The sequence below is a fragment of the Desmonostoc muscorum LEGE 12446 genome (genome assembly GCF_015207005.2).
GTDB lineage: Bacteria > Cyanobacteriota > Cyanobacteriia > Cyanobacteriales > Nostocaceae > Nostoc > Nostoc muscorum.
Genome location: NZ_JADEXS020000001.1, coordinates 1,884,178 through 1,906,254, shown reverse-complemented (window position 1 = coordinate 1,906,254; position 22,077 = coordinate 1,884,178). Strand labels below are relative to the sequence as shown.

Annotated in this window: 15 protein-coding genes; 8 read left to right on the top strand and 7 right to left on the bottom strand. The window is 42.5% G+C overall.

Annotation, left to right across the window (positions count from 1 at the left end):
* Positions 1–215: 215 nt before the first annotated feature.
* The 4 genes from IQ276_RS08250 to IQ276_RS08235 form a co-directional block, all read right to left on the bottom strand.
* Positions 216–5,057 carry a beta strand repeat-containing protein gene (locus tag IQ276_RS08250; RefSeq protein WP_235115523.1) on the bottom strand — a complete coding sequence of 1,614 codons (4,842 nt, stop codon included), beginning with the start codon at positions 5,055–5,057 and terminating at the stop codon, positions 216–218.
* A 1-nt stretch (position 5,058) separates the two neighbouring features.
* Positions 5,059–5,526 (bottom strand): GNAT family N-acetyltransferase, encoded by a 468-nt coding sequence (locus IQ276_RS08245; RefSeq protein WP_235115522.1) that lies wholly within the window; start codon positions 5,524–5,526, stop codon positions 5,059–5,061.
* A gap of 186 nt (positions 5,527–5,712) precedes the next feature.
* The gene (locus tag IQ276_RS08240; RefSeq protein ID WP_193926053.1) at positions 5,713–6,726 is read right to left on the bottom strand and encodes an IS701 family transposase; all 1,014 of its coding nucleotides are present in this window, start codon (positions 6,724–6,726) and stop codon (positions 5,713–5,715) included.
* Positions 6,727–6,826: 100 nt separating this feature from the next.
* Complete coding sequence (locus tag IQ276_RS08235; RefSeq protein ID WP_193925581.1) at positions 6,827–8,338, bottom strand: TIGR03032 family protein; 1,512 nt, start codon at positions 8,336–8,338, stop codon at positions 6,827–6,829.
* Positions 8,339–8,831: 493 nt separating this feature from the next.
* Here IQ276_RS08235 and IQ276_RS08230 point away from each other — a divergent pair, with 493 nt between their 5' ends.
* A complete protein-coding gene (locus IQ276_RS08230) occupies positions 8,832–9,704 on the top strand; it encodes a DUF8581 family protein (RefSeq protein WP_190881977.1) in 873 nt (290 codons plus the stop codon).
* A gap of 2 nt (positions 9,705–9,706) precedes the next feature.
* Complete coding sequence (locus tag IQ276_RS08225) at positions 9,707–10,615, top strand: hypothetical protein (RefSeq protein ID WP_193922130.1); 909 nt, start codon at positions 9,707–9,709, stop codon at positions 10,613–10,615.
* A 151-nt stretch (positions 10,616–10,766) separates the two neighbouring features.
* On the opposite strand, the gene IQ276_RS08220 is transcribed toward IQ276_RS08225, so the two are convergent.
* Positions 10,767–11,102: a hypothetical protein gene (locus IQ276_RS08220; RefSeq protein ID WP_193922128.1), complete on the bottom strand. Its 336-nt coding sequence runs from the start codon at positions 11,100–11,102 to the stop codon at positions 10,767–10,769.
* A 691-nt stretch (positions 11,103–11,793) separates the two neighbouring features.
* Between IQ276_RS08220 and IQ276_RS08215 the strand changes: the two genes are divergently transcribed.
* On the top strand, positions 11,794–12,813 hold the full coding sequence (locus tag IQ276_RS08215) for a serine hydrolase (protein ID WP_193922125.1): 1,020 nt from the start codon (positions 11,794–11,796) through the stop codon (positions 12,811–12,813).
* A 34-nt stretch (positions 12,814–12,847) separates the two neighbouring features.
* On the opposite strand, the gene IQ276_RS08210 is transcribed toward IQ276_RS08215, so the two are convergent.
* Positions 12,848–14,062, bottom strand: coding sequence for an acetate kinase (locus IQ276_RS08210; RefSeq protein ID WP_193922132.1), 1,215 nt, complete (start codon positions 14,060–14,062; stop codon positions 12,848–12,850).
* Positions 14,063–14,407: 345 nt separating this feature from the next.
* A complete protein-coding gene (locus IQ276_RS08205) occupies positions 14,408–15,850 on the bottom strand; it encodes an FAD-dependent oxidoreductase (protein ID WP_193925454.1) in 1,443 nt (480 codons plus the stop codon).
* A gap of 126 nt (positions 15,851–15,976) precedes the next feature.
* On the opposite strand from IQ276_RS08205, the gene menH reads away from it, so the two are divergent.
* From menH to IQ276_RS08180, 5 genes are all read left to right on the top strand, one after another.
* Entirely contained in the window at positions 15,977–16,801 is an 825-nt protein-coding gene (menH, locus tag IQ276_RS08200; RefSeq protein WP_235115521.1) for a 2-succinyl-6-hydroxy-2,4-cyclohexadiene-1-carboxylate synthase, read from the top strand.
* A gap of 581 nt (positions 16,802–17,382) precedes the next feature.
* Positions 17,383–18,750 (top strand): APC family permease, encoded by a 1,368-nt coding sequence (locus IQ276_RS08195; RefSeq protein ID WP_193925349.1) that lies wholly within the window; start codon positions 17,383–17,385, stop codon positions 18,748–18,750.
* A gap of 72 nt (positions 18,751–18,822) precedes the next feature.
* A complete protein-coding gene (locus IQ276_RS08190; RefSeq protein ID WP_193924284.1) occupies positions 18,823–19,479 on the top strand; it encodes a class I SAM-dependent methyltransferase in 657 nt (218 codons plus the stop codon).
* Positions 19,480–19,714: 235 nt separating this feature from the next.
* Positions 19,715–20,524, top strand: coding sequence for a glucose 1-dehydrogenase (locus IQ276_RS08185; protein WP_193924279.1), 810 nt, complete (start codon positions 19,715–19,717; stop codon positions 20,522–20,524).
* Positions 20,525–20,585: 61 nt separating this feature from the next.
* Positions 20,586–21,989: a glycoside hydrolase 100 family protein gene (locus IQ276_RS08180; RefSeq protein WP_193924287.1), complete on the top strand. Its 1,404-nt coding sequence runs from the start codon at positions 20,586–20,588 to the stop codon at positions 21,987–21,989.
* Positions 21,990–22,077: the final 88 nt, after the last annotated feature.

Below are 22,077 nucleotides of genomic sequence, written 5' to 3'. Positions count from 1 at the left end.
AATGTCGTGCTTTTAGATACTAGTACATCATATCTTACTTTGAAATAGAAACATAAGTAAAGCTAATAAATAAGCGAAGAGATCAGAGCAAACGTCGCACCATAACCATGTTTTGCCGCTATTTCAGGAATTTTGTCACTGCCCCAGGTTTGCCCCAAAGCAGTGTTTATAAAGGTTCATGCAACTCAAGTCGGCGTTGCATAAAACAGCGATGATTAAAGAGTTACGAAATCAGCAGTAGTCAGCGTTGTGGTATTAATACCAGTCAGGGTTGCCAAAATTTCATTAGTGGAAGTCACCAGAATATTGTTACCAGAGAAACTCAGTTGCCCATAGCTCAAACCACCATACAGTCCAATCAAATCATTACCGTCAGAGAAATCAGTAATAGTATCAGTACCTTCCCCAGCAGCAAAGGCAAATGTATCAGTACCGTTGCCACCTGTGAGAGTATCGCTGGCAACACCACCATACAATAGGTCATTACCATTACCACCAGTGAGGTTATCAGTACCGCCACCACCGTAGAGAGTATCATTGCCATTACCACCGTTGAGGGTATCGTTACCCGCGCCGCCATCCATCAGGCCATCGCCATACAAGATGTCGTTGCCATTACCACCGTCGAGGCTATCGTTACCCGCGCCGCCGTAGATGGTATCGTTGCCATTACCACCGTTGATGATGTCGTTACCAAGGGTGCCAGTCAGGTAATCAGCAAAAACAGTGCCAAAAATGTTCAGACCGACAGCCACAGTCACCGTAGCCGTATCAGTGAGGCTACCATCGCTGAGGGTGTAGTTAAAACTGGCATTGCCAAAGAACAGAAGATTTGGGGTAAAGGAAACGAAATCATCTGCGGTGTTGCTGGCTGTGCCGTTATTGTTGAGGACGGCAGTACCGTGGGTAGCACCGCTGACACCAGTGATGCTCAAAGAGGTGCTATCGACATCGGTATCATTTGCCAGTAGGCTACTAACTGGGATGTTGACGGTAGTACCAAAGAATGTGCTAGTACTGTCATCAACAGCAACAGGGGCATCATTAACAGGGGTGACAGAGAAACTTTGAGTTTGTCCGGTTAAAGTTGCTACACCATCAGTCACATTGTAGGTGAGGTTAACAGTACCATTAAAGTTAGCATTTGGGGTGAAACTATAAGTTCCATTATTGTTATTTACCAATGCCCCGTTAGTGGCAGTCAAGTTGGTAACTGAGAGGGTATCACCAGCATCAACATCACTGAAACCTGTTAATAAGTTAGCGGCAGTAATGGTAATGGCAGTATCTTCTAGTGTGTTGCTTAATGTGGCTGTGGGTGAACCTGTGGGCGCATCGTTGACACCGTTGATGGTGAGGTTAACTGTGGCTGTGCTTGTGCCGCCTTTGCCATTATCGCTGACTGTGTAAGTAAAGCTGTCGTTGGTAGTAGCACCCGCAGCTAAAGACTCAAATTGACCGTTGGGATTGTAGTCAAAAGTACTATCGGTCTTGAGAGTCAGCAATGCACCAGAAGCCAGGGTAATGGGTGTACCTACTGTGATGCTGTTGCCATTGACTTGAGTGATAGTCAAACTGTCGCTATTAGCATCGGTGTCGTTGGCAAGAACGTTGATGTTAACCAGAGTATTTTCATCTGTGGTAGCGGTATCATTGGTAGCAACCGGAGGAATGAAGGGTGATTCATAAGCACCGATATCCACTGTACCGCCAATGATGCGAGTTGTACCCCGTTGGTCAGTGGTGACACCACCAGGGACAAGGGCGTTATTGCCGGCGTTGATGGCGGCTGAACCTGCGACTATGGCATGGGTTTGGGTAGGGCCACCGTTATCGGCTAAAGCTGCTAGTCCTGGGTTGGGATTAACGATATCACTGCCAGTGCCGATAGTGCCGGATGCCCCTGCAAGAGTGCCAATGAGGTTGTTGGCATCGCCTGTGATATCACCTAATACATCGGGGGCTTCGTTACCAGTATCGAAGTTACCAGCAATAATGGTGTTTTGAGCAGTAATAGTGCCTCCAAAACTGGCGAATCCTCCACCGTCACCATTACCATCGTTATCAGAGTCAGCAGTATTATTAGTGATAGTGCTACTAATCACAGTAACTGCCCCCACGACAGCTATACCACCACCAAACACGTTTGCTGTATTTCCAGAGATGGTACTGTTGGTGAGAGTGAGTGTACCATTACTGGCAATGCCGCCACCAGCCGCTCCCGTATTGCCAGAGATAGTACTGTTTATGACGTTAACAGTGCCGCCTATGTTGGCAATGCCGCCACCGCCAAAACCACCGCTTGGGCCTGAATTGTTAGAGATGGTACTATTTGTTAAAATCAAACTAGCACCAGAGTTGATACGAATGCCAGCACCGCTCAAAGAATTGCCATTAGCAATTGTCAAAGCATCAATCGTGGCGTCTGTTCCGGTATTAGAAATGTTGAACACGCGGGAGGCATTGTTGCCACTCACTGTCAGTTGATTTGCCCCAGTCCCTAAGATGGTGACATCATCAGTAATCAGCAGTTCCCCAGAAGTTAGGGTAATAATATCTGGGGTAGCATCAGTAAAAATGCTGCCAGCAAAGGTAATGGTATCTGCACCAGGATTGGCATTAGCGTTGAGAATCGCTTGCCGCAAGGAACCTTCGCCGTCATCGTTGGTGTTAGTTACTACGGTGTCGTTGGCGGCAATGGTGACGGTGGCTGTATTATTTGTGCTGTCAATGGTGTAACCTGTGCCAGTATCTAGGTTAAGGGTGAGGGTTTCGTCTGCTTCGGCAGGAATGTCGTCGATAGCAGCCAGGTTAATATCAACAAAGCTTTGTCCATCAGCAATGGTGACACTTAAGGTATTGCCAGAAACCGTAACACTACCACCACTGAGGTTATAGTCAGCAGTAGCAGCCGTGCTGCCGCCATCAAGGGTGAGGTTGATGGTTAAATCCCCTGTGGTATCAGTACGAGTAATGCGATAGACACCATTACTGCCGCTTTCTGTGGCTGTGGCTGTTTGTGCCGTGATGCTCACAGTGGGAGTAGTGGTAGTAGCGGATGTATTCTCGAAGAACAAGGTATTGCCGTCCCCATTCCCCACAAAAGCATCCAAGTCGCCATCTGCATCAATATCGGCAAAGGTGGGTTTAGCAGAAAACCCCACATTTGTCAGTCCGAAGGGGTTGGTAGCTTCTAGGGTGAAAGTGGCAGCAGCAGCAGTTCCTGTGTTGCGGTAAAACAAGGTATCGCCGTCATTATTGCCCACAAAAGCATCCAAGTCGCCATCATTGTCAATATCGGCAAAGGTGGGTGCAGCAGAAAGCCCCACATCCGTCAGTCCGAAGGGGTTAGTAGCTTCTAGTGTGAAAGTGGCAGCAGCAGCAGTTCCTGTGTTGCGGTAAAACAAGGTATTGCCTGAGCTATTGCCCACAAAAGCATCCAAGTCGCCATCATTGTCAATATCGGCAAGGGTGGGTACAGCATAATTCCCCACATTTGTCAGTCCGAAGGGGTTGGTAGCTTCTAGTGTGAAAGTGGGAACAGCAGCAGTTCCTGTGTTGCGGTAAAACAAGGTATTGCCGTCATCATTGCCCACAAAAGCATCCAAGTCGCCATCATTGTCAATATCGGCAAAGGTGGGTGCAGCCAAATACCCCACATCCGTCAGTCCGAAGGGGTTGGTAGTTTCTAGTGTGAAAGTGGCAGCAGCAGCAGTTCCTGTGTTGCGGTAAAACAAGGTATTGCCGTCATAATTGCCCACAAAAGCATCCAAGTCGCCATCCCCATCAATATCGGCAAAGGTGGGTGCAGCAAAATACCCCACATCCGTCAGTCCGAAGGGGTTGTTAATTGGGGCGATAAAATTCGGATCAGTGCCTAAAATCTCGTCAACTCCGTCAATCGTAATGGTGACGGTAGCATCGCTAGTCCCACCTTGACCATCACTGATAGTGTAAGTGAAGCTATCACTACCAGTTTGACCCACAGCCAGAGATTCAAATTGACCGTTGGGGTTGTAGTTATAACTGCCGTCAGCGTTGAGGGTGAGTAAAGCACCGGAAGCTAAGGTAATTTGGTTGCCGACACTGGCAGCAACACCATTAACAGCGGCTACTGTCAAGATATCGCCAGTATCGGTGTCGCTGTCGTTGGTTAAGACGTTACCACTAACAGCAGTGTCTTCGTTCGTGGTGGCAGTGTCGTCAGTGGCGGTGGGAGGATTGTTAGAGGTACCAGGTGTATTCTCGAAGAACAAGGTAGTGCCGTCCAGATTCCCCACAAAAGCATCCAAGTCGCCATCTGCATCAATATCGGCAAAGGTGGGTGAAGCAAAAAACCCCACATCCGTCAGTCCGAAGGGGTTGGTAGCTTCTAGTGTGAAAGTGGCAGCAGCAGCAGTTCCTGTGTTGCGGTAAAACAAGGTATTGCCGTCATTATTCCCCACAAAAGCATCCAAGTCGCCATCTGCATCAATATCGGCAAAGGTGGGTGCAGCAGAAAGCCCCACATTTGTCAGTCCGAAGGGGTTGGTAGCTTCTAGTGTGAAAGTGGGAACAGCAGCAGTTCCTGTGTTGCGGTAAAACAAGGTATTGCCAGAGTCATTCCCCACAAAAGCATCCAAGTCGCCATCTGCATCAATATCGGCAAGGGTGGGTGCAGCATAACTCCCCACATCCGTCAGTCCGAAGGGGTTGGTGGCTTCTAGTGTGAAAGTGGGAACAGCAGCAGTTCCTGTGTTGCGGTAAAACAAGGTATTGCCGTTAGAATTCCCCACAAAAGCATCCAAGTCGCCATCTGCATCAATATCGGCAAAGGTGGGTGCAGCAGAAAGCCCCACATCCGTCAGTCCGAAGGGGTTGGTAGCTTCTAGTGTGAAAGTGGCAGCAGCAGCACTTCCTGTGTTGCGGTAAAACACGGTATTGCCGTTAGAATTCCCCACAAAAGCATCCAAGTCGCCATCTGCATCAATATCGGCAAAGGTGGGTGCAGCAGAAAGCCCCACATCCATCAGTCCGAAGGGGCTGGTAATTGGAGCCAGAAAATTCGGGTCAGCCATGTTAGTTTTCTTTTGATTCAAATGTAGGTTTAATCAACTTACTCGTTTGTCGCACTTCCCCTACCCCAGTTAAATACGGTGTCAGGTGTCGTTGGACAAACTGCAACAAACGCGGGTAACGGTGGGAAACCGAACCCGTCAGGTAGGGAACATTACTGTTAACTTGACGACGTATCGCTTCGGCTAACAGACCAACCCCTCGCCCCCGTCTCTCAAATGCTTCTGCAATTGCAACGGTGGTGTAGCGAATTGTGTCAGGTGCCACCCGATGGGTGAACACCCAACCAATTACCTCCCCCCCATAGCGCAATCCCAAGCTATTTAGGGGTTCTAATCGCTGTGACTCTACACCAGAGGGCAGCGATAAACCCACTTCTAACCAAGGAAATACCTCAAAGGTTGGAGGTAGGGAATACTTGTGTAACCAGGGGGCTGAGGCAATTTTTTCTGTGGCGGTTTTGCCTAGCACCAAGGTGATTTGCGGCTGTTGCCAATCTAGTTTTTGTAGTAGCGGTTCTAAGGCAACATTGGTCAGTAAACTGGTTTGATAGCTGAGAATGATTTCAACACATCCCTGTTGGGCTAATTCTTTCAGGACTTACGCAACTGGCACAAATAGCGGGCAGGGCGCAGCCCTGACAGGCGACAATTTAAATCAAACCAAGCACATAAGAATACTTGGGCGTTTCAGTTGCTGAATTAAATAATTAGAAAGCAAGTTATGCTTGATTTGATAAATAGTTTGACCAGTTGTATAGGCTAAATTCTTTAACCTAACCCAAACTAACATTGCACAAGCGATATGATTTCTTTGAAGCCTAGCTTTCCGACATTGGCAAAATTCAATCCCAGTTAATTGTTTAATTTCTCTGTGAAACTCCTCGATTTTCCAACGAATTTTACACACCTCTTGTACAACATCCGTGGAACTTTGAGATAAATCGTTAGTTGCGACATAATCCGTTCTGTTGGTAGAAACAGTAACCCGGAATAGTTTCACTTTTTTATTAGCTGGGAACCCTTTAATTTTGATTATCTTACCACAATCTAATTCTTCTTGACTCCATTCTAATAATTCAATACGTTTATATTTTGCTTGACCAAATGTATCATCAACTAACCGATTGTCTTTTAAAGGGCAATAATAAATTTTGTCTAAGCTATCAATATATAGCATTAAACTGTGTACCGCATACCATGTATCCATCAAAACAGTATCAAATGGTAAAAGCTTATGATACACAAGGCTTTGGAGCATGTCTTTCACATGGTCTATCTTGGTTTTGCCATCGACATCAGGATTAAAAATTCGATAATCTATGACCCAAAATCTTTGAAGTGTAGGGTTGACATACACGCAGCTAACTACGCCAATGCCTTTAAGGACACCATGCTCATTACCACTATATTGTCTTCTGACTATTTCTATTTCTTCAGAATACCTTTTATCTAAAATGCTATCATCAAATATTATGTAACCATTGTCATCAGGCTCAACTACCTCTTTCACGTTATCCCATAGTAAACGAGGTGTTAATTTTTCTCTTTTCAAATAATAGTTAATTGTATCATGGCTAATACTCTCTAAATGCTCTGCCAAATTGGTAATGGTATAATTAATTTGGCTACTAAGTAGATACTGGCAATAATCTAATTTAGTAAACTTCATATTCAAAAGTATTCGTTACAGTAGCCTGAGCAGCAGCCCAAAAATTTGGTGTGAAAAGGAACAATTTACATTTGTACTCTAGTTCATTTCATCTGCATTTTTATAGTACTTTAGTACTATTTGTTAGCGATCGCATTGTGCCAGTTGCGTAAGTCCTGTCTTTTTCTAAATAAGCCACTAAGCGAGTGCCAATTCCTTGTCGGCGGTATTCGGGTAAGACGAATAGAGAAATAATTTCCCCAAGCTGTGGGTTTATACGTTCGCTGATGGCCAACCCGACAATTGCCCCACCTACGGAAGCCGAAAGCCCAACTAATTCCCCTTGGGGCGGTTGATTTCGCCAGCGTTTTTGTAAGTTGGGATAGGTCAGGTGATTGTAGTCTTTGGCGTTACTACTGTTGAGGTGATATACCCGTTGATACTTAACCTCTGGGTGCAAGGCTTGCGCCCCTACAATCGGGTTGGGTGAGGGTAAACCAGCCACCGGGGCGGCTGTACCTAAACTGGGACGGTGGGCGGTGGGTTTGGTGGTGACTATGCCGCCACTGTTGGGAAATGTGACTAGCCGCTGTATTTCGTCTCCTTGTAACCCAATGGCTTGGGGTTGTAGCACACCCGGCAGAACTACTACATCAAATAGTTCTTCGATGACTTCCTGAAAATATAGCCAGTGCAGGGGCGTGCCTGTCTGCAAGTCAATCACCATCAAACCACATTCGGGGCGATTTCCCTGGGCAATTAAGCGTTTTTCTAAGGTTAATCCGGTAAAACTCTGGGAACGTAATTTAGATAGTCCGACAAAGGCGAAGTTTTCCCAAAAGGCTAATCCGCGCACAAATCCAGGACAAAAGGTGATGGGATGGAATTGACGATCCTGGATGTAGCCTAATTCTCCTGTGCCGGAATTGAGCAACCATAATTTCCCCTGATACCAACGCGGTGAATGGGGCATGGATAAGCCTGTAGCGATAATTTCGTTCTGGTTAACGTCGATGACGACTCCGCCATCATGGCGATGATTGCGCCACCCGGCAGCTATATCTGTAGTACTACAAGCTGTGACGTAGCTCGGTTTGCCCTCTACCATCGCTAACCCATTGAGATGACAGCGATCTTCGGCAACGAGTTTGGAGATAAAGGGCGGTTGCCAAATGGGGACAAAGTTGTAGTCTGGGCTGAGGGTGGCTAAACAACTAAAATCTGTATTGACAAAAATAACTTTTCCGGCGTTGTCTAACACAACTTCATGGGCATTGACATCACCGGTAGTGTAAGCCGTGCGCGGCACATAAAGGCGATCTGCTTGCAGCAGCGCTTCACTAACGCCTTCACCGTAATTTTTGCTACTACCCAGCAGATTATCGAAATGCCACAGTTGGTAACGGCTAGTCATGTATAGGCGATTATCTGTAGCAAAAAGCCCCATCGGTTTATCGAACAGTCTTTCCTGTAGCTGAAGCTGTCCGTTGGCTTGGCTACTGACGAAAAAAAGTCGGTTGGTTTGGTAGGTAGTGAAAGCAAGACTCAGATTCTGCTGTGCCAGCCAGGGGTTCAACTCGTGCGAAACAGCAATTTTTAACGCAGGAGTGAAATTTGCTGGTCTTGTCTGCATTATTTTGTTAATATGCGGTTTATAGCTATCAAGAACAATAGTGCAATTATTTTTTCTTTAGATAAAGATTATACTTTTTTAACTTTATAGCTCGTTATAACTACTATTTCGTTTATTACGTACAAAAAGGGACTTTCAGAAATAAAATATACACGCAAATTCTTGTGTTGATGTACAGTCCCCTGTTATTCGCAAGCAGTAATCGCGAATAACAGGGATTTCTCCCCCTCTTTTTGCAAAATTGGGATGCTCCCTATCGTTGAGGGTATACAACACACAGCTAAAGCCATTAAAATTTTTAACAGTGTCCCAAAATAGGTTTAGTTTTGATTTAAACCTACTGCTGTGACCAAAGTATAGGAAATACTATATAGGACTCATATTTGATTTTTAGGAAGCTAGGTACACCTTTATTGCTCCTTCCCAGTCCCCAGTCCCCAATCCCCAGTCCCTTACCTCTACAAGTCATTCAGAAATCAAATCGGATTGCTATATGTCTAACGATATTCAAACTAAAGACCGAAATGGAATTGAGACTCGAAGCAGAAATCGTGCTGAACCCCAAGATATTCAAAACCTAGCGAGAGGACTGTTAAATAATTTAGTATCCTCTGTACAGACATTAGTTTGTGACATCACAGCTTTAGAAGTGAATACTATAGTTGTGGATAGGATTAATGGGTCAAAATTTAATCCTTGGCAAGCATATCAAGAAATTTATTCTATACATGACCCAAACTATTTTGACGCAAAAGGAATTCCGAAAGAAGGTTCTCAAGCTAAAGAACTGCGTCAGCATTATAAAAATCTATTTGACCAACTTGAAAGAGAATATTTTTACCTTTTGCTGGAACAGGGTTCAGGTTTTTATAATCCTCACGATGAGAGGGTAAAACGATATCGTCAAAACCTTGAAGAGGCGAAAAAACGTCAAGAAAATCTAGTTGAAGCTGATGAACATAACATCAAGCTAGCTAAACCAATACTACCTGCTCCAACTCCAGTTATTGATGAAAACGATGGAAATAATCAAGAAGATTGGATTGAAAATTGTCAAGAAATTCAAAAACTTTTAAACAATGGTAAATTTGTTCGTACTTTGCGTAAAATAGCTGAACTAAAAGCAGCACTTGATGGTGGTAACATTACAAGTACTCAAACTGATATTATTTATGCCCAAACTGTGATGCAGTTAGATGGGGATATTATCACTCGTTACAATAAAGAATTGTTTAATTTACCTGAAGAAGTTAAAACTTCCATCATTAATACACATAACGAAGGCCTGGTTGCTGGAGAAAAACAGTGGCGTGGAACATTTAGTTTTTTGATTAATTTGGTGCAAAATATTGCAAAGTTATCTTGATAATGAATGCCAATTTGCAAGAAATAGATAACAAAATATTACTACAAATTCCTCAAGGCGATCGCTTTGAACTTAAGATTGACCAAGGACAGTGTAGTTTTTATTTAAATGACACACTTATAGAACAGATTCAGCAAGCAAAAAAAGATGGTGTTTCTCTCAAAATTCCCCCAAAGCTGATAATTTATCTCTGGTATTATACTTGTTTCAGTAATCATCTGGAATTTGAAAACAAAAATTCAAATAATATAAATTTATATATTTTATTCGATATTTTACAGATTTTTCTAAGTAAAAGCAGACAACAAAAAACAAGCTTACAGTCTGGAATCACCTTCAATTCTTACTACAAACAGGCTCAATCAGCTTCAGATGCTTATGAAGATGAAGATATTATTTTGCAAACAACTGTAATTTTTGATGGTGATATATTTCACAAAATTAAGTGTAATTTCTTACAGAATTCTAATTTTTCAACAGTTGTATCTGCTCACTATTGGCTGACTGAACAATTAATCAGTGGTTTTCAGATTAACCCCAATTTCTTAATTTGGGAGGTAGCTTCGTCGTTTACTGCTGGTTTTGTAGTCTACAATCTTAATCCAGCAAATGGGATGCTATCAATATTTGATTGGTTAGGCTTAACTATATTATTTGCTACTACCCGCTATGTGCTTGTTAATCAGTTTCAAAGACTTACTTCTATCAACTCTAAATTTCTAGATTGGTTGGCGTGGGCGCTAGTTTGTTTAATTTCTAGCATTGTTATTGGTGGTATTAATCACTTTAGTGAAGTTAATGTTTTATTATTGCCATTTTTGTCAGTTGTTACACCAAAGCTGGTAGAATACGCTTTAAGTTTTATCCAGCCGCGAGTTGGTAAATTAATTTTGCGTCGGCTTCTATATTGATAGCTAAGGTGTGTTTATAGCTATCAAATCATGCCATTTACCAAACTCAGTGCTAAGTACTGACTTCCTCGGCTTTAGTAAATTAAAACTTACTCTTTTAACTCAGTACTTAGCACTGGCTCAACACCCCGCTAACGGAATTCAGCACTATTTATTGCTGTTGTCTAAATTTCTGTTGAAGTTTAAATGTATCCATTTCCCGTCTTTGTTGTTGTCTTAGTTGGTCTATTCTAGATTGTCCCAACGGTTGTTGTCTTAGTTTATTTTGTAGGCGAAATTGCTCACTCCGCTGTTGTTGTCGTAGTCTGACTTCATCTTGCTGGCGTCGAAATTGTTCCCATATTTGTTGAGAAGATTGTTGTTTTAGCTGCTTTTGGTTTTGAGGTATCGCCTCCCTGACGCCTGCTTGTACAGGAGAATAGTTCAGGAATTCTATTGTCAGGATAATAAGTAGTAGCCCTGGTTTAACTATCAATGAATGATTCATACAGTTTTTCCAAAGGTGTTTTAGAACAGTGGTGTTGCTGAATGAAAATATGAATACAACAGTGAATAATTTTGCTGTTTTGGTATCGACCATGACAACGTGTCTCTTTGTTCATTAAAACACAATCATCATGAGAGGGATACTGTCTAAAGTTCATTTACCTTTCGATAGACCCTATCAAATCAGGACTTACGTATAGGTAACGGAAAATCGAACCACAGAATTTAAGTTCCTTATAAATCTCTAAGGGAGACGCTACGCGTAGTCTGCTTCCCTGTAGGGGTAGGGTGGGAATAAGAGTTATACCGTTTCACTTTAATTATGATACAAATACGTTGGTAGGGGCACGGCATTGCCGTGCCCCTACGCGAAATCTATATGTATCAGGGTTTTAGTGAAATGATATTAGAGAGATTTTTTGCATAAGTTCTACAAATAACAGAGTACTAGTTTGCCAATGTTTCTACTACAAGTATTAACTTTTAAACCTATTTTTTAAATTAATGTTATCTAAATTACTCGAAATTGAATCAACTAAGTTTTCATTTATATCAATGGAACTATTTTTGAGTCTTTATTCATAAATATTGACATGAGATATTTTATTGATTATCATTTTCGGTGTCCTGATTTTATTTATCTTACTAGAAAATTCTTGTAAGTAAATCTAAGACTAATTTAGCAATAATACATGAAACTACGCTGGTTTTCACTTAGCCTCATCAGTATTCTTCTATTTTCATCACCAGTCAAAGCAAATCCTGATAGTAATAAAGTTTACTCGCCTGATGGCTGGAATAGAAATCAATCAAATTTACAATTACCGCCACTGAAATTTATTCCTCCAGTTCCGAGTAATCTTGTTAATCCAACAAATACACCTAATTATACTGGTGTAGTTCCTTTAGGACACGAGATATCAGAACTAAAAACTCCAATTAATAAATTAGTTGCTCGCTACAAATTCCTGACTCCTGGAATATTTTTTATGGACTTGGAAACAGGAGACTATATCAGTGTTAATGGAAATAAAGCTTTCCCCGCCGCCAGTACAATCAAGTACCCAATTTTGATTGCTTTATTTCAAGAAGTAGATGCAGGAAGAATCAAGCTAAACGAAACTTTAGTGATGCAGCGTAAATATGTTGTTGGCGGTTCCGGTAACATGCAATATATGCGGGCAGGAAGCAAGTTTAGTGTCTTAAAAACTGCAACTATGATGATGACTATTAGTGATAATACTGCGACAAATATGATTATTGCTCGCTTGGGTGGAATTGCTAAATTAAATCAACGGTTTCGCAGTTGGGGATTGCAAAGTACTGCTCTGCGCCGAATGTTAGGGGACTTCAATGGAACTAATAAAACTAGTGCAAAAGACTTAGTAAGACTTTCAGCTTTGATGATAAATAATCAACTACTTTCTGATAAAAGTCAGTCTCAAGTTCTAGGTATTATGTATGGTTGTCACAATAGAAGATTGCTTCCATCTGGTTTAGGTTCTGGTGCAAAGATAGCTCACAAAACAGGAACTTTGCGTTTTGTATTGGGTGACGCGGGTATTATTCAAACTCCTTCGGGTAAGCGTTATTTAGCAGGAATTTTGGTAAGAAGGCCAAATAATGACCTCAGAGCAAGAGATTTTATTCGTCAAGTCTCTCAAGTCGTGTATGGCTATTTTGAACAACCAAAATTTAGCCGTGTACCGTAGGGGAGAGACGCGATGAATCGCGTCTGTACAAGGGTTATTTCAGTAGTTGCCAAGATTGTTGAGCGATCGCCCAATCTTCTTTAGTATGTATTACTAGTACTCTCACTGCTGAGTCGTCTGTGGCAATATCTTCATCAACTGGCTGCTGTTGATTTTTTTCCAGGTCTATTTTTAATCCCAAAAATCCCAAAGCTTCACAGGCGGCTTGGCGAATTCCTGGTGAGTTTTCACCCACGCCTGCGGTGAACACCAAAGCATCTAATCCCCCCAAACTGGTCAGCATTGCACCGATACCAGAACGCAGGCGATGCACGTACATATCCCACGCTAGTTTAGCGCGGGTGTTGCCTTGGGCGATCGCTTTTGTCACCTCACGCATATCACTAGATATATCCGAAATTCCTCGCAATCCAGAAGTTTTATTGAGTATATAATCTAACTTTTTTATAGAGTAATCACAGTACCGCAACAAGTGAATTAAAATCCCCGGATCTATTGATCCAGAACGACTGCCCATCATCAATCCTTCCAAAGGTGTGAATCCCATACTAGTATCAATACTGCGACCGTTTTTAACCGCTGCCAAAGAACAACCGTTGCCGAGATGACAGGTGATTAATCGTAGAGATGCCAAATCTTTACCGAGAATTTGGGCAGCACGACCAGAACAGTATTGGTGACTGATACCATGAAAGCCATAGCGGCGGATACCTTGGTCTACCCATTCATAGGGGCCGGGATAAATTGCTACTGCATCAGGGAGAGTGCTATGAAATGCTGTATCAAAAACTGCAACTTGGGTGACTTTTTCTAAGATGTTTTCAATTGCTTCTATGCCTGCCAAAGCGCTAGGATTGTGTTCTGGAGCTAGGTTAGATAGATTAGCGATCGCCTTTTTGACATCCTCCGTAATTACCACACTTTCTCGGTAATCTTGTCCACCATGTACTACACGATGTCCCACCAAATCGATTTCTGACAACTGATTAATTACTTTGGTAACATCCCTAGTCAGTGTATTGAGCATATAGGTGAGGTGTGCTTGTGGAGAGTCACCAGGAATTGATTCTTGCAGCTTTGCACCCGTAGCAGTTTTGACCTCAACTTCTGCCACACCCTTGTCTTGAGTCCAGTTAACTTTCCCTTCCCAAAGAGGTTGGGGTGCTTGGGTGGGGAGAGCCTCATCTGCAATTTCATACAGACAACTCTTTTGGCTACTCGAACCAGCGTTTAGCACCAATATCTTCATATGACCTGCTCTAATCATGTCACAATGCTACACTTACTTGCGACGGTGTGCTATTGGGCATTAGAGATATTTTGGGAAAGGGAGTGGGGAGTGGGGAGTGGGGAGTGGGGAGAAGGAGTAGACTTTACAAACATCCTCTTACAGCAATTTTCAGGTAATTACAGCAGTTTTCATGTATTTGAACCACATCTGTCGTAGGGGCACAGCATTGCTGTGCCCTTGCCGCGTGGTCTATTTACCTAAAAATAGCTGTAAAACATAGGGTAGGGGCGCTAAGCTTGGCGCCCCTACAAAGGATTGTGGTTCAAACAGATGAAAACGGCTGTAAAAATGGGGAGTGGGAAATTAGGAATTACGAATCACCAAGGGCTGATATTTGGGAATATTTTCTCCATCAATCAACTCATCAGATTGATGACGTGAATTGATTATCCGCTTTAAAACCTGCATGAGGATACCTGGCTGAAAAAATGCGCTGGGTGGCTTGAGTAAATTCATCACTTCTAAGATCAGCTGCTGAATTTCTGCACTGTCAGTTTGCAGTAATAATACTTGATCTAGATACCGTTGCGTAAGTTTACTAATCAAATCAGGTTTTCCTCCCTCGGTACTTGGCCAACGGAAGTCTTCGCCTGTGGCCATCAACCAAGGTACAGAAATGGTTTTGCTTAGTTGCTTTTGAAAATATCGTGGCAAACCGATTAAATTACCATTGAATTGCTTAGATAATTGCTTGCTTAAACACTCATCCAGAGTCAAAGCGCCTAAAGCAGCGGTAGTCATACCTTGACCGTAGACGGGATTGAAGGCACAAACGGCATCACCTACTATTATCAAACCTTCTGGTAATCGAGAAAGTTTTTCGTAGTGACGCAGGCTATTTTCTGTGCGCCTATAAGCGTAGATGGGCGATACGGGTTGAGCGTCTTTTATGGCTTCATAGATAATAGGCGATCGCAAACTCTGGGCAAAGTCGAAAAATCCAGCTTCGTCAGTTGGTGGATAATCTCGACTTACACCAATCAGTGTGACAATCCAACGATTACCTTCAACTGGATAAAGCACAGCACTGCGAGTATTTTTTGGTGGTTTTGACCCGACCAGCAAAACTTTCCAATCTCTCTCAAACCCCTCAGGAGGATGATACCAGCGGCTGGCATAGCCTAAAAAAGAATTGATAACTGTCTGTTGGGGTGATTCATAACCCAATTCCTTTAACCATTGCGGTGTTTGAGAATTGCGACCACAAGCATCTATGACTAAATTAGCCAGTATCTCTGCTTCGGGTTCGTTGCGAAAACTGACTCGTACACCTGTAATGGTGGTTTTGTTAGAGTTGGACAGCAAGCTAGTTACCTGTCCTCCCTGCACAAATTCAATACGATTATTAGCTGCCAAACGGCTGCGGATAGTCCACTCTAGGAGATTTCGGCTACAGGCGCGGCTAGTTAAATCAGAAGAAAAACGTGGTGCCCAGCCGCTAAAACCTAGCCAGGGAGAATCTGCTGCCCAGTCTATTGTTGGTGTCCCTGAATTAGTTAATTCTGCGATGATGCCAGGAAAAAGCTGCTCTAAAATCTGCTGACCACGAATGAGCAAAACATGTGCATGATGAGCTTGGGGTACACCGTGGCGTTGTTCGGGTTGTTCAGGAAAGCGATCGCGCTCTATAATTATCACGCGATCGAAGTACTTTGTCAGTACTTGAGCTGTCAACAGTCCGGCAATACTTCCCCCGATAACAATAGCTTTTTTTTCTATAGCTGTAGAAATTTGTAAATCCAACATTTGAGACTTAATTTAGCTTTTTGTTATGTTCCTACACTTAACATACCTTAATAGTTATTAACTTGCATAGGTTTTGCAATTGATTTACATACAAATGATCAAAAGTCAAAATTAAAAACTAAATTTATGATTTTAGAAAATTATCAATTTCACTATTCTTTAATTGACAACCCAGAAAAACCAGTAATTCTTTTTCTACACGGTTTCATGGGTAACAGTGATGAATTTGATGAAGCAATAAAATTATTATCTGATGAATTTTCTTATTTAACACTTGACCTGCCCGGACACGGGAAAACTCAAGTTTTGGGTGGGGATGAATACTATACAATGCCCAACACTGCCCACGCCATAATTAAATTATTGGATAAATTAAAAGTTGCCAAATGCTTTTTAGTTGGTTATTCAATGGGTGGAAGATTGGCTTTATACCTAGCCCTACATTTTCCGGAACGTTTCTTCAAAGTGATACTTGAATCAGCTTCCTCAGGTTTGGCAACAAACACGGAACGATTAGAACGAATTAAGCGTGATACGCAAATAGGCAAGAAATTAACAAGAATGACTACTAAAATTGCTTTTGGCGATTTCCTCTCCAATTGGTATAACCAAGCAATTTTTGGTTATATAAAAAATCATCCACAATATGAAAAAATGCTAGAAAATCGCTTACAGAACAATCCGCAAGAATTAGATAAATCACTGCGCTTTATGGGTACTGGATGTCAGCCTAATTTGTGGTCAAAGTTGCCAGCTAATACAATTTCTATACTTTTAGTGGCTGGTGAATATGATGAAAAATTTGTATATGTTAATACAGAAATGGCTAAAGTATGTCAACTTGCCCAGCTAAAAATAGTTGATAATGCTGGGCATAATATTCACTTTGAGAATACTTTGGCATTTGTGCAAATTTTGAGAGATTTTTTTAATTCTAGTAATCCGCTTTAATTTGTAGAACTTACGTAAGCAGGGAATAGGAAAAGTACTAATTGCTTATTGCCTAATAGGCTTGGGTTAAGGGTTGTTGGTGTAGATAATTGGTCATTGGAGACGTGATTTATCACGTCTTTACACGAGGTTTTGGGTTTATCTTAACTGTATTAGCCCAATGGTCAATCGCTGTCTCTATCTGCTATATCAAACAAAGCACGATTATCGACTATTAGTCAATCATTCTTTAGTTACTTCATTAATCCTTCTTTAGTCTAGTTAAAATCCAACTCGTGGAAGAAGCTTTAAGAAGTGAGATTTTCTAATCTTTTAAAAGAATTGAAATCAAGCTAATATGCAAATAGTGGTAGTGTCAAAATAACTGGCACTATCTACATTTTGTATTGATTATAAATCCTGAATTAGTAATTGTTGATTATTCTGACTGTCATTTTTGCGTCACATTTATATTTAACAATATTCTATATGGAGATATAGATATAGCTTTATATTTCCATCTCAATAAAATTGATTATCTGAGGTAATTTTTGATGAGACAAAGCAAAAAAATTCTGCTCAACACTAAATGAGGAATTAATGTGAGTAGACCTAAAGACTACGATTTGCTTGATCAGACAGAGATAACTAAAATACCATCACCCAAGCCATCACTGACATTACCAGACGCAGTAGCTCTGATTGTCGGTATTGTCATCGGGGCGGGGATTTTTCAAACCCCGGCTCTAGTAGCAAATCAAGCGGGTAGTAATATTGCGGTGCTACTTTTTTGGTTCATTGGTGGTGTAATATCTCTCGTGGGAGCGCTTTGCTATGCAGAATTAGCAACGGTTTATCCTGATGTTGGAGGTGCTTACTACTATTTGAAACGCGCATTTGGGCGAGGAGTTGCCTTTTTATTTGCCTGGGCACGGATGACAGTAATTCAAACTGGTTCTATTGCTCTTTTAGCATTTGTTTTTGGGGATTATGTTTCTCAAATATGGCGACTAGGCGCGTTTTCATCTTCTATTTATGCAGCAGTGGCGATCGCCCTTTTAACTGCTTTGAACATGGTTGGTTTGCAACAAGGTAAGTGGACACAAAACTTGCTGAGTGTTGCCAAAGTTCTGGGTTTGTTGCTCGTAGTAATTATTGGTCTTAGCGCCACTCCTAATACTAGCGCCCCTGTGGAATCTGCATCATCAGGAACTTGGGGACTGGCGATGGTGTTTGTACTGTTGTCCTATGGCGGTTGGAATGAAGCCGCTTACATCTCCGCAGAAATCCAGAATGGACGACGTAACATCGTGCGATCGCTCATTTGGAGTATTGGTATCATCACCGCCATTTATATGCTGATCAACCTGGCTTATCTGCGGGGACTGGGATTAGCCAACATGGCACAGTCAGAAGCAGTAGCCGCAGATTTAATGCGCTCACTTTGGGGCGCACCGGGAGCCTTATTCATCAGCATCCTGATTGCGATCGCTACTTTAGGCGCAACCAACGCCACAATTTTTACTGGAGCGCGTACCAACTATGCACTCGGACAAGATTTTTCCCTATTCGGTTTTATGGGACGCTGGCAGCAACGTCCTAGCAGCCCTACTCATGCCTTATTGTTGCAAGCAGCGATCGCCTTGGCACTAGTTGTTTTAGGCACTCTCACCCGCAAAGGCTTTCAAACAATGGTGGACTACACCGCCCCTGTGTTTTGGTTCTTCTTCTTGCTTTCAGGCATATCTCTAATCGTCTTGCGTATCCGGGAACCCCACATAGTCCGCCCCTTTCGTGTGCCATTTTATCCCTTTACGCCATTACTTTTTTGCGCCGTCTGCGGTTACCTACTGTATTCCAGCGTAGTTTACACAGGCGTGGGAGCGATCGTAGGTGTTTTAGTTGTCGCAGCAGGTATTCCGCTGTTGCTCTGGAATAACCAACGGGGGCGGGGGGATGCGGGGAGATGAGGGGGATGAGGGGGCAGGGGGAGAAATAACCAATGCCCAATGACAAATGATAAATGACAAAGGAGAAAATTCATGAACTTCAAGAAAATTCTGTTTTTACTGGTTACAGGGGTTAGTATTACCAGCTTGGGAATTGCTGGATGTACGACGGAACAACGTAATGCTGAAACTGTGACAGAACCTTCTACTTTAACGGCTGAGACTGAAACAGTAACTCCTACAGCTACGCCGACAAATCAACCCCAAGAACGCCCTGGTGATGTTCCCTATGTGCCAACACCAGAACCAGTGGTAGATGCAATGTTGAAAGTGGCAAAAGTGGGCAAGAATGATGTACTTTACGACCTTGGGAGTGGTGACGGGCGAATTGTGAATACTGCGGCACAAAGGTATGGTACGCGGGGTATCGGCATAGATATTGACCCCCAACGCATCCAAGAAGCGAATGAAAATGCCCAAAAAGCAGGAGTCACAGACCGCGTGAAGTTTGTTCAGCAGGACTTGTTCAACACTGATTTTAGTGAAGCAACGGTAGTTACACTTTACCTGTTACCAGAAATCAATCTCAAACTCCGCCCCAAACTCTTGAAAGAACTCAAACCTGGCACTCGCATTGTCTCCCACGCTTTTGATATGGGCGACTGGAAACCAGAGCAGACACTCAATGTAGAGGGCAAAACTATTTACTATTGGGTAGTTCCTAAAGAGATCCCAGCGAATTTACGATAGAAACCGTGACAATTTTGGATTTTGGATTTTGAATTTTGGATTGAGGAAATAATCTAAAATCCAAATCCAAAATTCTTTGATTGATATCAAATAAGTAGGGTGCGTTACGGCTTACGCCTAACACACCCTACAAATACTACTTCTGAATTCTGAATTCTGAATTCTGAATTCTGTTATAAGACTTTTAATCTAAAATCCAAAATCTAAAATCTAAAATCCTTGGAGTTAAGAAAATATGATAGGCTTAAAAGGAAAGAATGCCCTAATTACAGGTGCAACATCAGGTATCGGTCAAGCGATCGCCATCAAATTTGCTCAAGAAGGGTGCAATATCGCTATCAATTACCGTAAAGACTCTGAAGCCGGGGCACAAACGCAAGAGATGGCATTGCAAAAAGCTTGCGGAGATATTAACAGTTGTGGTGTGAAGTCCCTGTTGGTTCAGGGAGATGTTTCCCAAGAATCAGACATTGTTGAGATGGTCAACACTGTTATTCAGGAATTTGGCAGTTTAGATATTCTCATCAACAATGCCGGTATTCAAACAGAAAGTCCATCTCATGAAGTTACCACAGCAGATTTTGACCGAGTGATTGCAGTCAATCTCCGGGGTGCTTATCTCTGCGCCCGTGAAACTATTAAACACCTGCTATCTGCTAATCGTCGGGGAGTAATTATTAATATTTCTAGCGTTCATGAAATTATTCCTCGACCGATGTATATCAGTTATTCTATTAGCAAAGGTGGCATGGAAAATCTCACCAAAACTTTAGCATTAGAATACGCTAGTCAAGGTATTCGTGTTAACGCCGTTGCCCCCGGAGCGACAATCACACCAATGAATCAAGCCTGGATAGATGACCCGGAAAAAAAGGCGATGGTGGAAAGTCACATCCCAATGGGGCGGGCTGGGACTACAGAAGAAATGGCAGCCGCAGTAGCTTTTTTAGCTTCGGATGAAGCCGCATATATCACCGGACAAACGCTGTTTGTAGATGGTGGATTGACTCTGTATGCTGATTTCCGGGAAACCTGGTCGGCTTAAGAGTTTAGCTGGCGTGCTTTCCACAATTGAGCCGATACATACCATTAGTGGAATTAAACGCATGACTCCCACAAGCAATAAGAACAGTTTGCTAGAAGCAGAAGCCTGGAAATTTCTGGAAAAGTCGATAATTTATTTTCAAGGAAAACCCATCGGTACGGTAGCCGCCCACGATCCAAAGTCAGATGCACTCAATTATGACCAGTGTTTTCTGCGGGATTTTGTGCCTTCTGCTTTAGTTTTTTTGATGTACGGCAAAGCAGATATTGTCCGCAACTTCTTAATAGAAACACTGAAATTACAAAGTCATGAAAAGCAGATGGACTGCTTTGAGCCAGGAGCGGGGTTAATGCCTGCCAGTTTCAAAGTACAATCCAATGGAAGTGAGGAATTTTTGGTTGCTGATTTTGGTGAACAAGCGATCGCCCGTGTTCCTCCAGTTGATTCTGGTATGTGGTGGATTCTGCTGCTACGGGCTTATGAAAAAGCTACAGGCGATTTGGCTCTAGCGCGTCAGCCAGACTTTCAAGCAGGAATCAAGTTAATTTTAGATCTTTTCTTGGTACATCGCTTTTCTATGTACCCAACAATGTTAGTTCCCGACGGTGCGTTTATGATTGACCGTCGCCTGGGAGTTTACGAACATCCTTTAGAAATTCAGGTATTATTTTATGCTTTCCTGAGGGCAGCTAAGGAATTACTTTTACCAGATGGCGATGGTGATAGTTATCTGGGTAAAGTCAACAGGCGATTGGGAGCTTTAAAATATCATATCCGCAATTACTACTGGTTAGACGTGCAGCGATTGCGAGAAATTTATCGTTATAAAGGTAACGAATTTGGGAAAGAAGTTGCGAATAAATTCAACATCCATTCAGAATCTATCCCCAGTTGGTTAACCGAGTGGTTACCCGAAAATGGAGGATATTTAGCAGGAAATTTGGGGCCAGGACGGATGGATTTTCGCTTTTTTACTTTGGGAAATCTGATGGCAATCTTAGCTTCCTTAGCCAGTGAAACAGAATCTCAAAGCATCATGAATTTGTTCGCCGAACGCTCTTCAGACTTGATTGGCTACATGCCTGTTAAAATCTGCTTTCCAGCTTTGGAAGGTTTAGAGTGGAGAATTGTTACAGGATGTGATTCTAAGAACATCGCTTGGTCTTATCACAACGGTGGTAACTGGCCTGTTTTATTGTGGTTATTTACCGCTGCTGCCCAGAAAACAGGTAGGATAGAACTTGCCGAAGAAGCGATCGCCATTGCCGAAAGTCGTTTATTTGAAGATAAATTCCCCGAATACTACGATGGCAACAATGGTCGTTTGATTGGCAAAGAAGCCAGAATTTATCAAACTTGGAGCATCGCCGGATTACTAGCAGCAAAAAAATTCCTCACAAATCCAGATTACTTGGAATTAATCAGTTTTCCAGAGGGTCTTGAAGGCCCTGGCTGTAGCATATAAGGGACTTCCAACAAATAAATTATTCAATCTTGTGGGGTGGACAGCGTTCGACTGAGCGCTCACGCCGAAGTCTTGTCCGCTTTTGGCT

What these genes read in the sequence shown, in the direction of transcription:
- IQ276_RS08185 (WP_193924279.1), top strand. Translation starts at nt 19,715, where the DNA reads ATGATAGGCTTAAAAGGAAAGAATGCCCTAATTACAGGTGCAACATCA.
- IQ276_RS08230 (WP_190881977.1), top strand. Translation starts at nt 8,832, where the DNA reads ATGTCTAACGATATTCAAACTAAAGACCGAAATGGAATTGAGACTCGA.
- menH (WP_235115521.1), top strand. Translation starts at nt 15,977, where the DNA reads ATGATTTTAGAAAATTATCAATTTCACTATTCTTTAATTGACAACCCA.
- IQ276_RS08210 (WP_193922132.1), bottom strand. Translation starts at nt 14,062, where the DNA reads ATGAAGATATTGGTGCTAAACGCTGGTTCGAGTAGCCAAAAGAGTTGT.
- IQ276_RS08235 (WP_193925581.1), bottom strand. Translation starts at nt 8,338, where the DNA reads ATGCAGACAAGACCAGCAAATTTCACTCCTGCGTTAAAAATTGCTGTT.
- IQ276_RS08190 (WP_193924284.1), top strand. Translation starts at nt 18,823, where the DNA reads ATGAACTTCAAGAAAATTCTGTTTTTACTGGTTACAGGGGTTAGTATT.
- IQ276_RS08220 (WP_193922128.1), bottom strand. Translation starts at nt 11,102, where the DNA reads ATGAATCATTCATTGATAGTTAAACCAGGGCTACTACTTATTATCCTG.
- IQ276_RS08225 (WP_193922130.1), top strand. Translation starts at nt 9,707, where the DNA reads ATGAATGCCAATTTGCAAGAAATAGATAACAAAATATTACTACAAATT.
- IQ276_RS08205 (WP_193925454.1), bottom strand. Translation starts at nt 15,850, where the DNA reads ATGTTGGATTTACAAATTTCTACAGCTATAGAAAAAAAAGCTATTGTT.
- IQ276_RS08250 (WP_235115523.1), bottom strand. Translation starts at nt 5,057, where the DNA reads ATGGCTGACCCGAATTTTCTGGCTCCAATTACCAGCCCCTTCGGACTG.
- IQ276_RS08215 (WP_193922125.1), top strand. Translation starts at nt 11,794, where the DNA reads ATGAAACTACGCTGGTTTTCACTTAGCCTCATCAGTATTCTTCTATTT.
- IQ276_RS08240 (WP_193926053.1), bottom strand. Translation starts at nt 6,726, where the DNA reads ATGAAGTTTACTAAATTAGATTATTGCCAGTATCTACTTAGTAGCCAA.
- IQ276_RS08180 (WP_193924287.1), top strand. Translation starts at nt 20,586, where the DNA reads ATGACTCCCACAAGCAATAAGAACAGTTTGCTAGAAGCAGAAGCCTGG.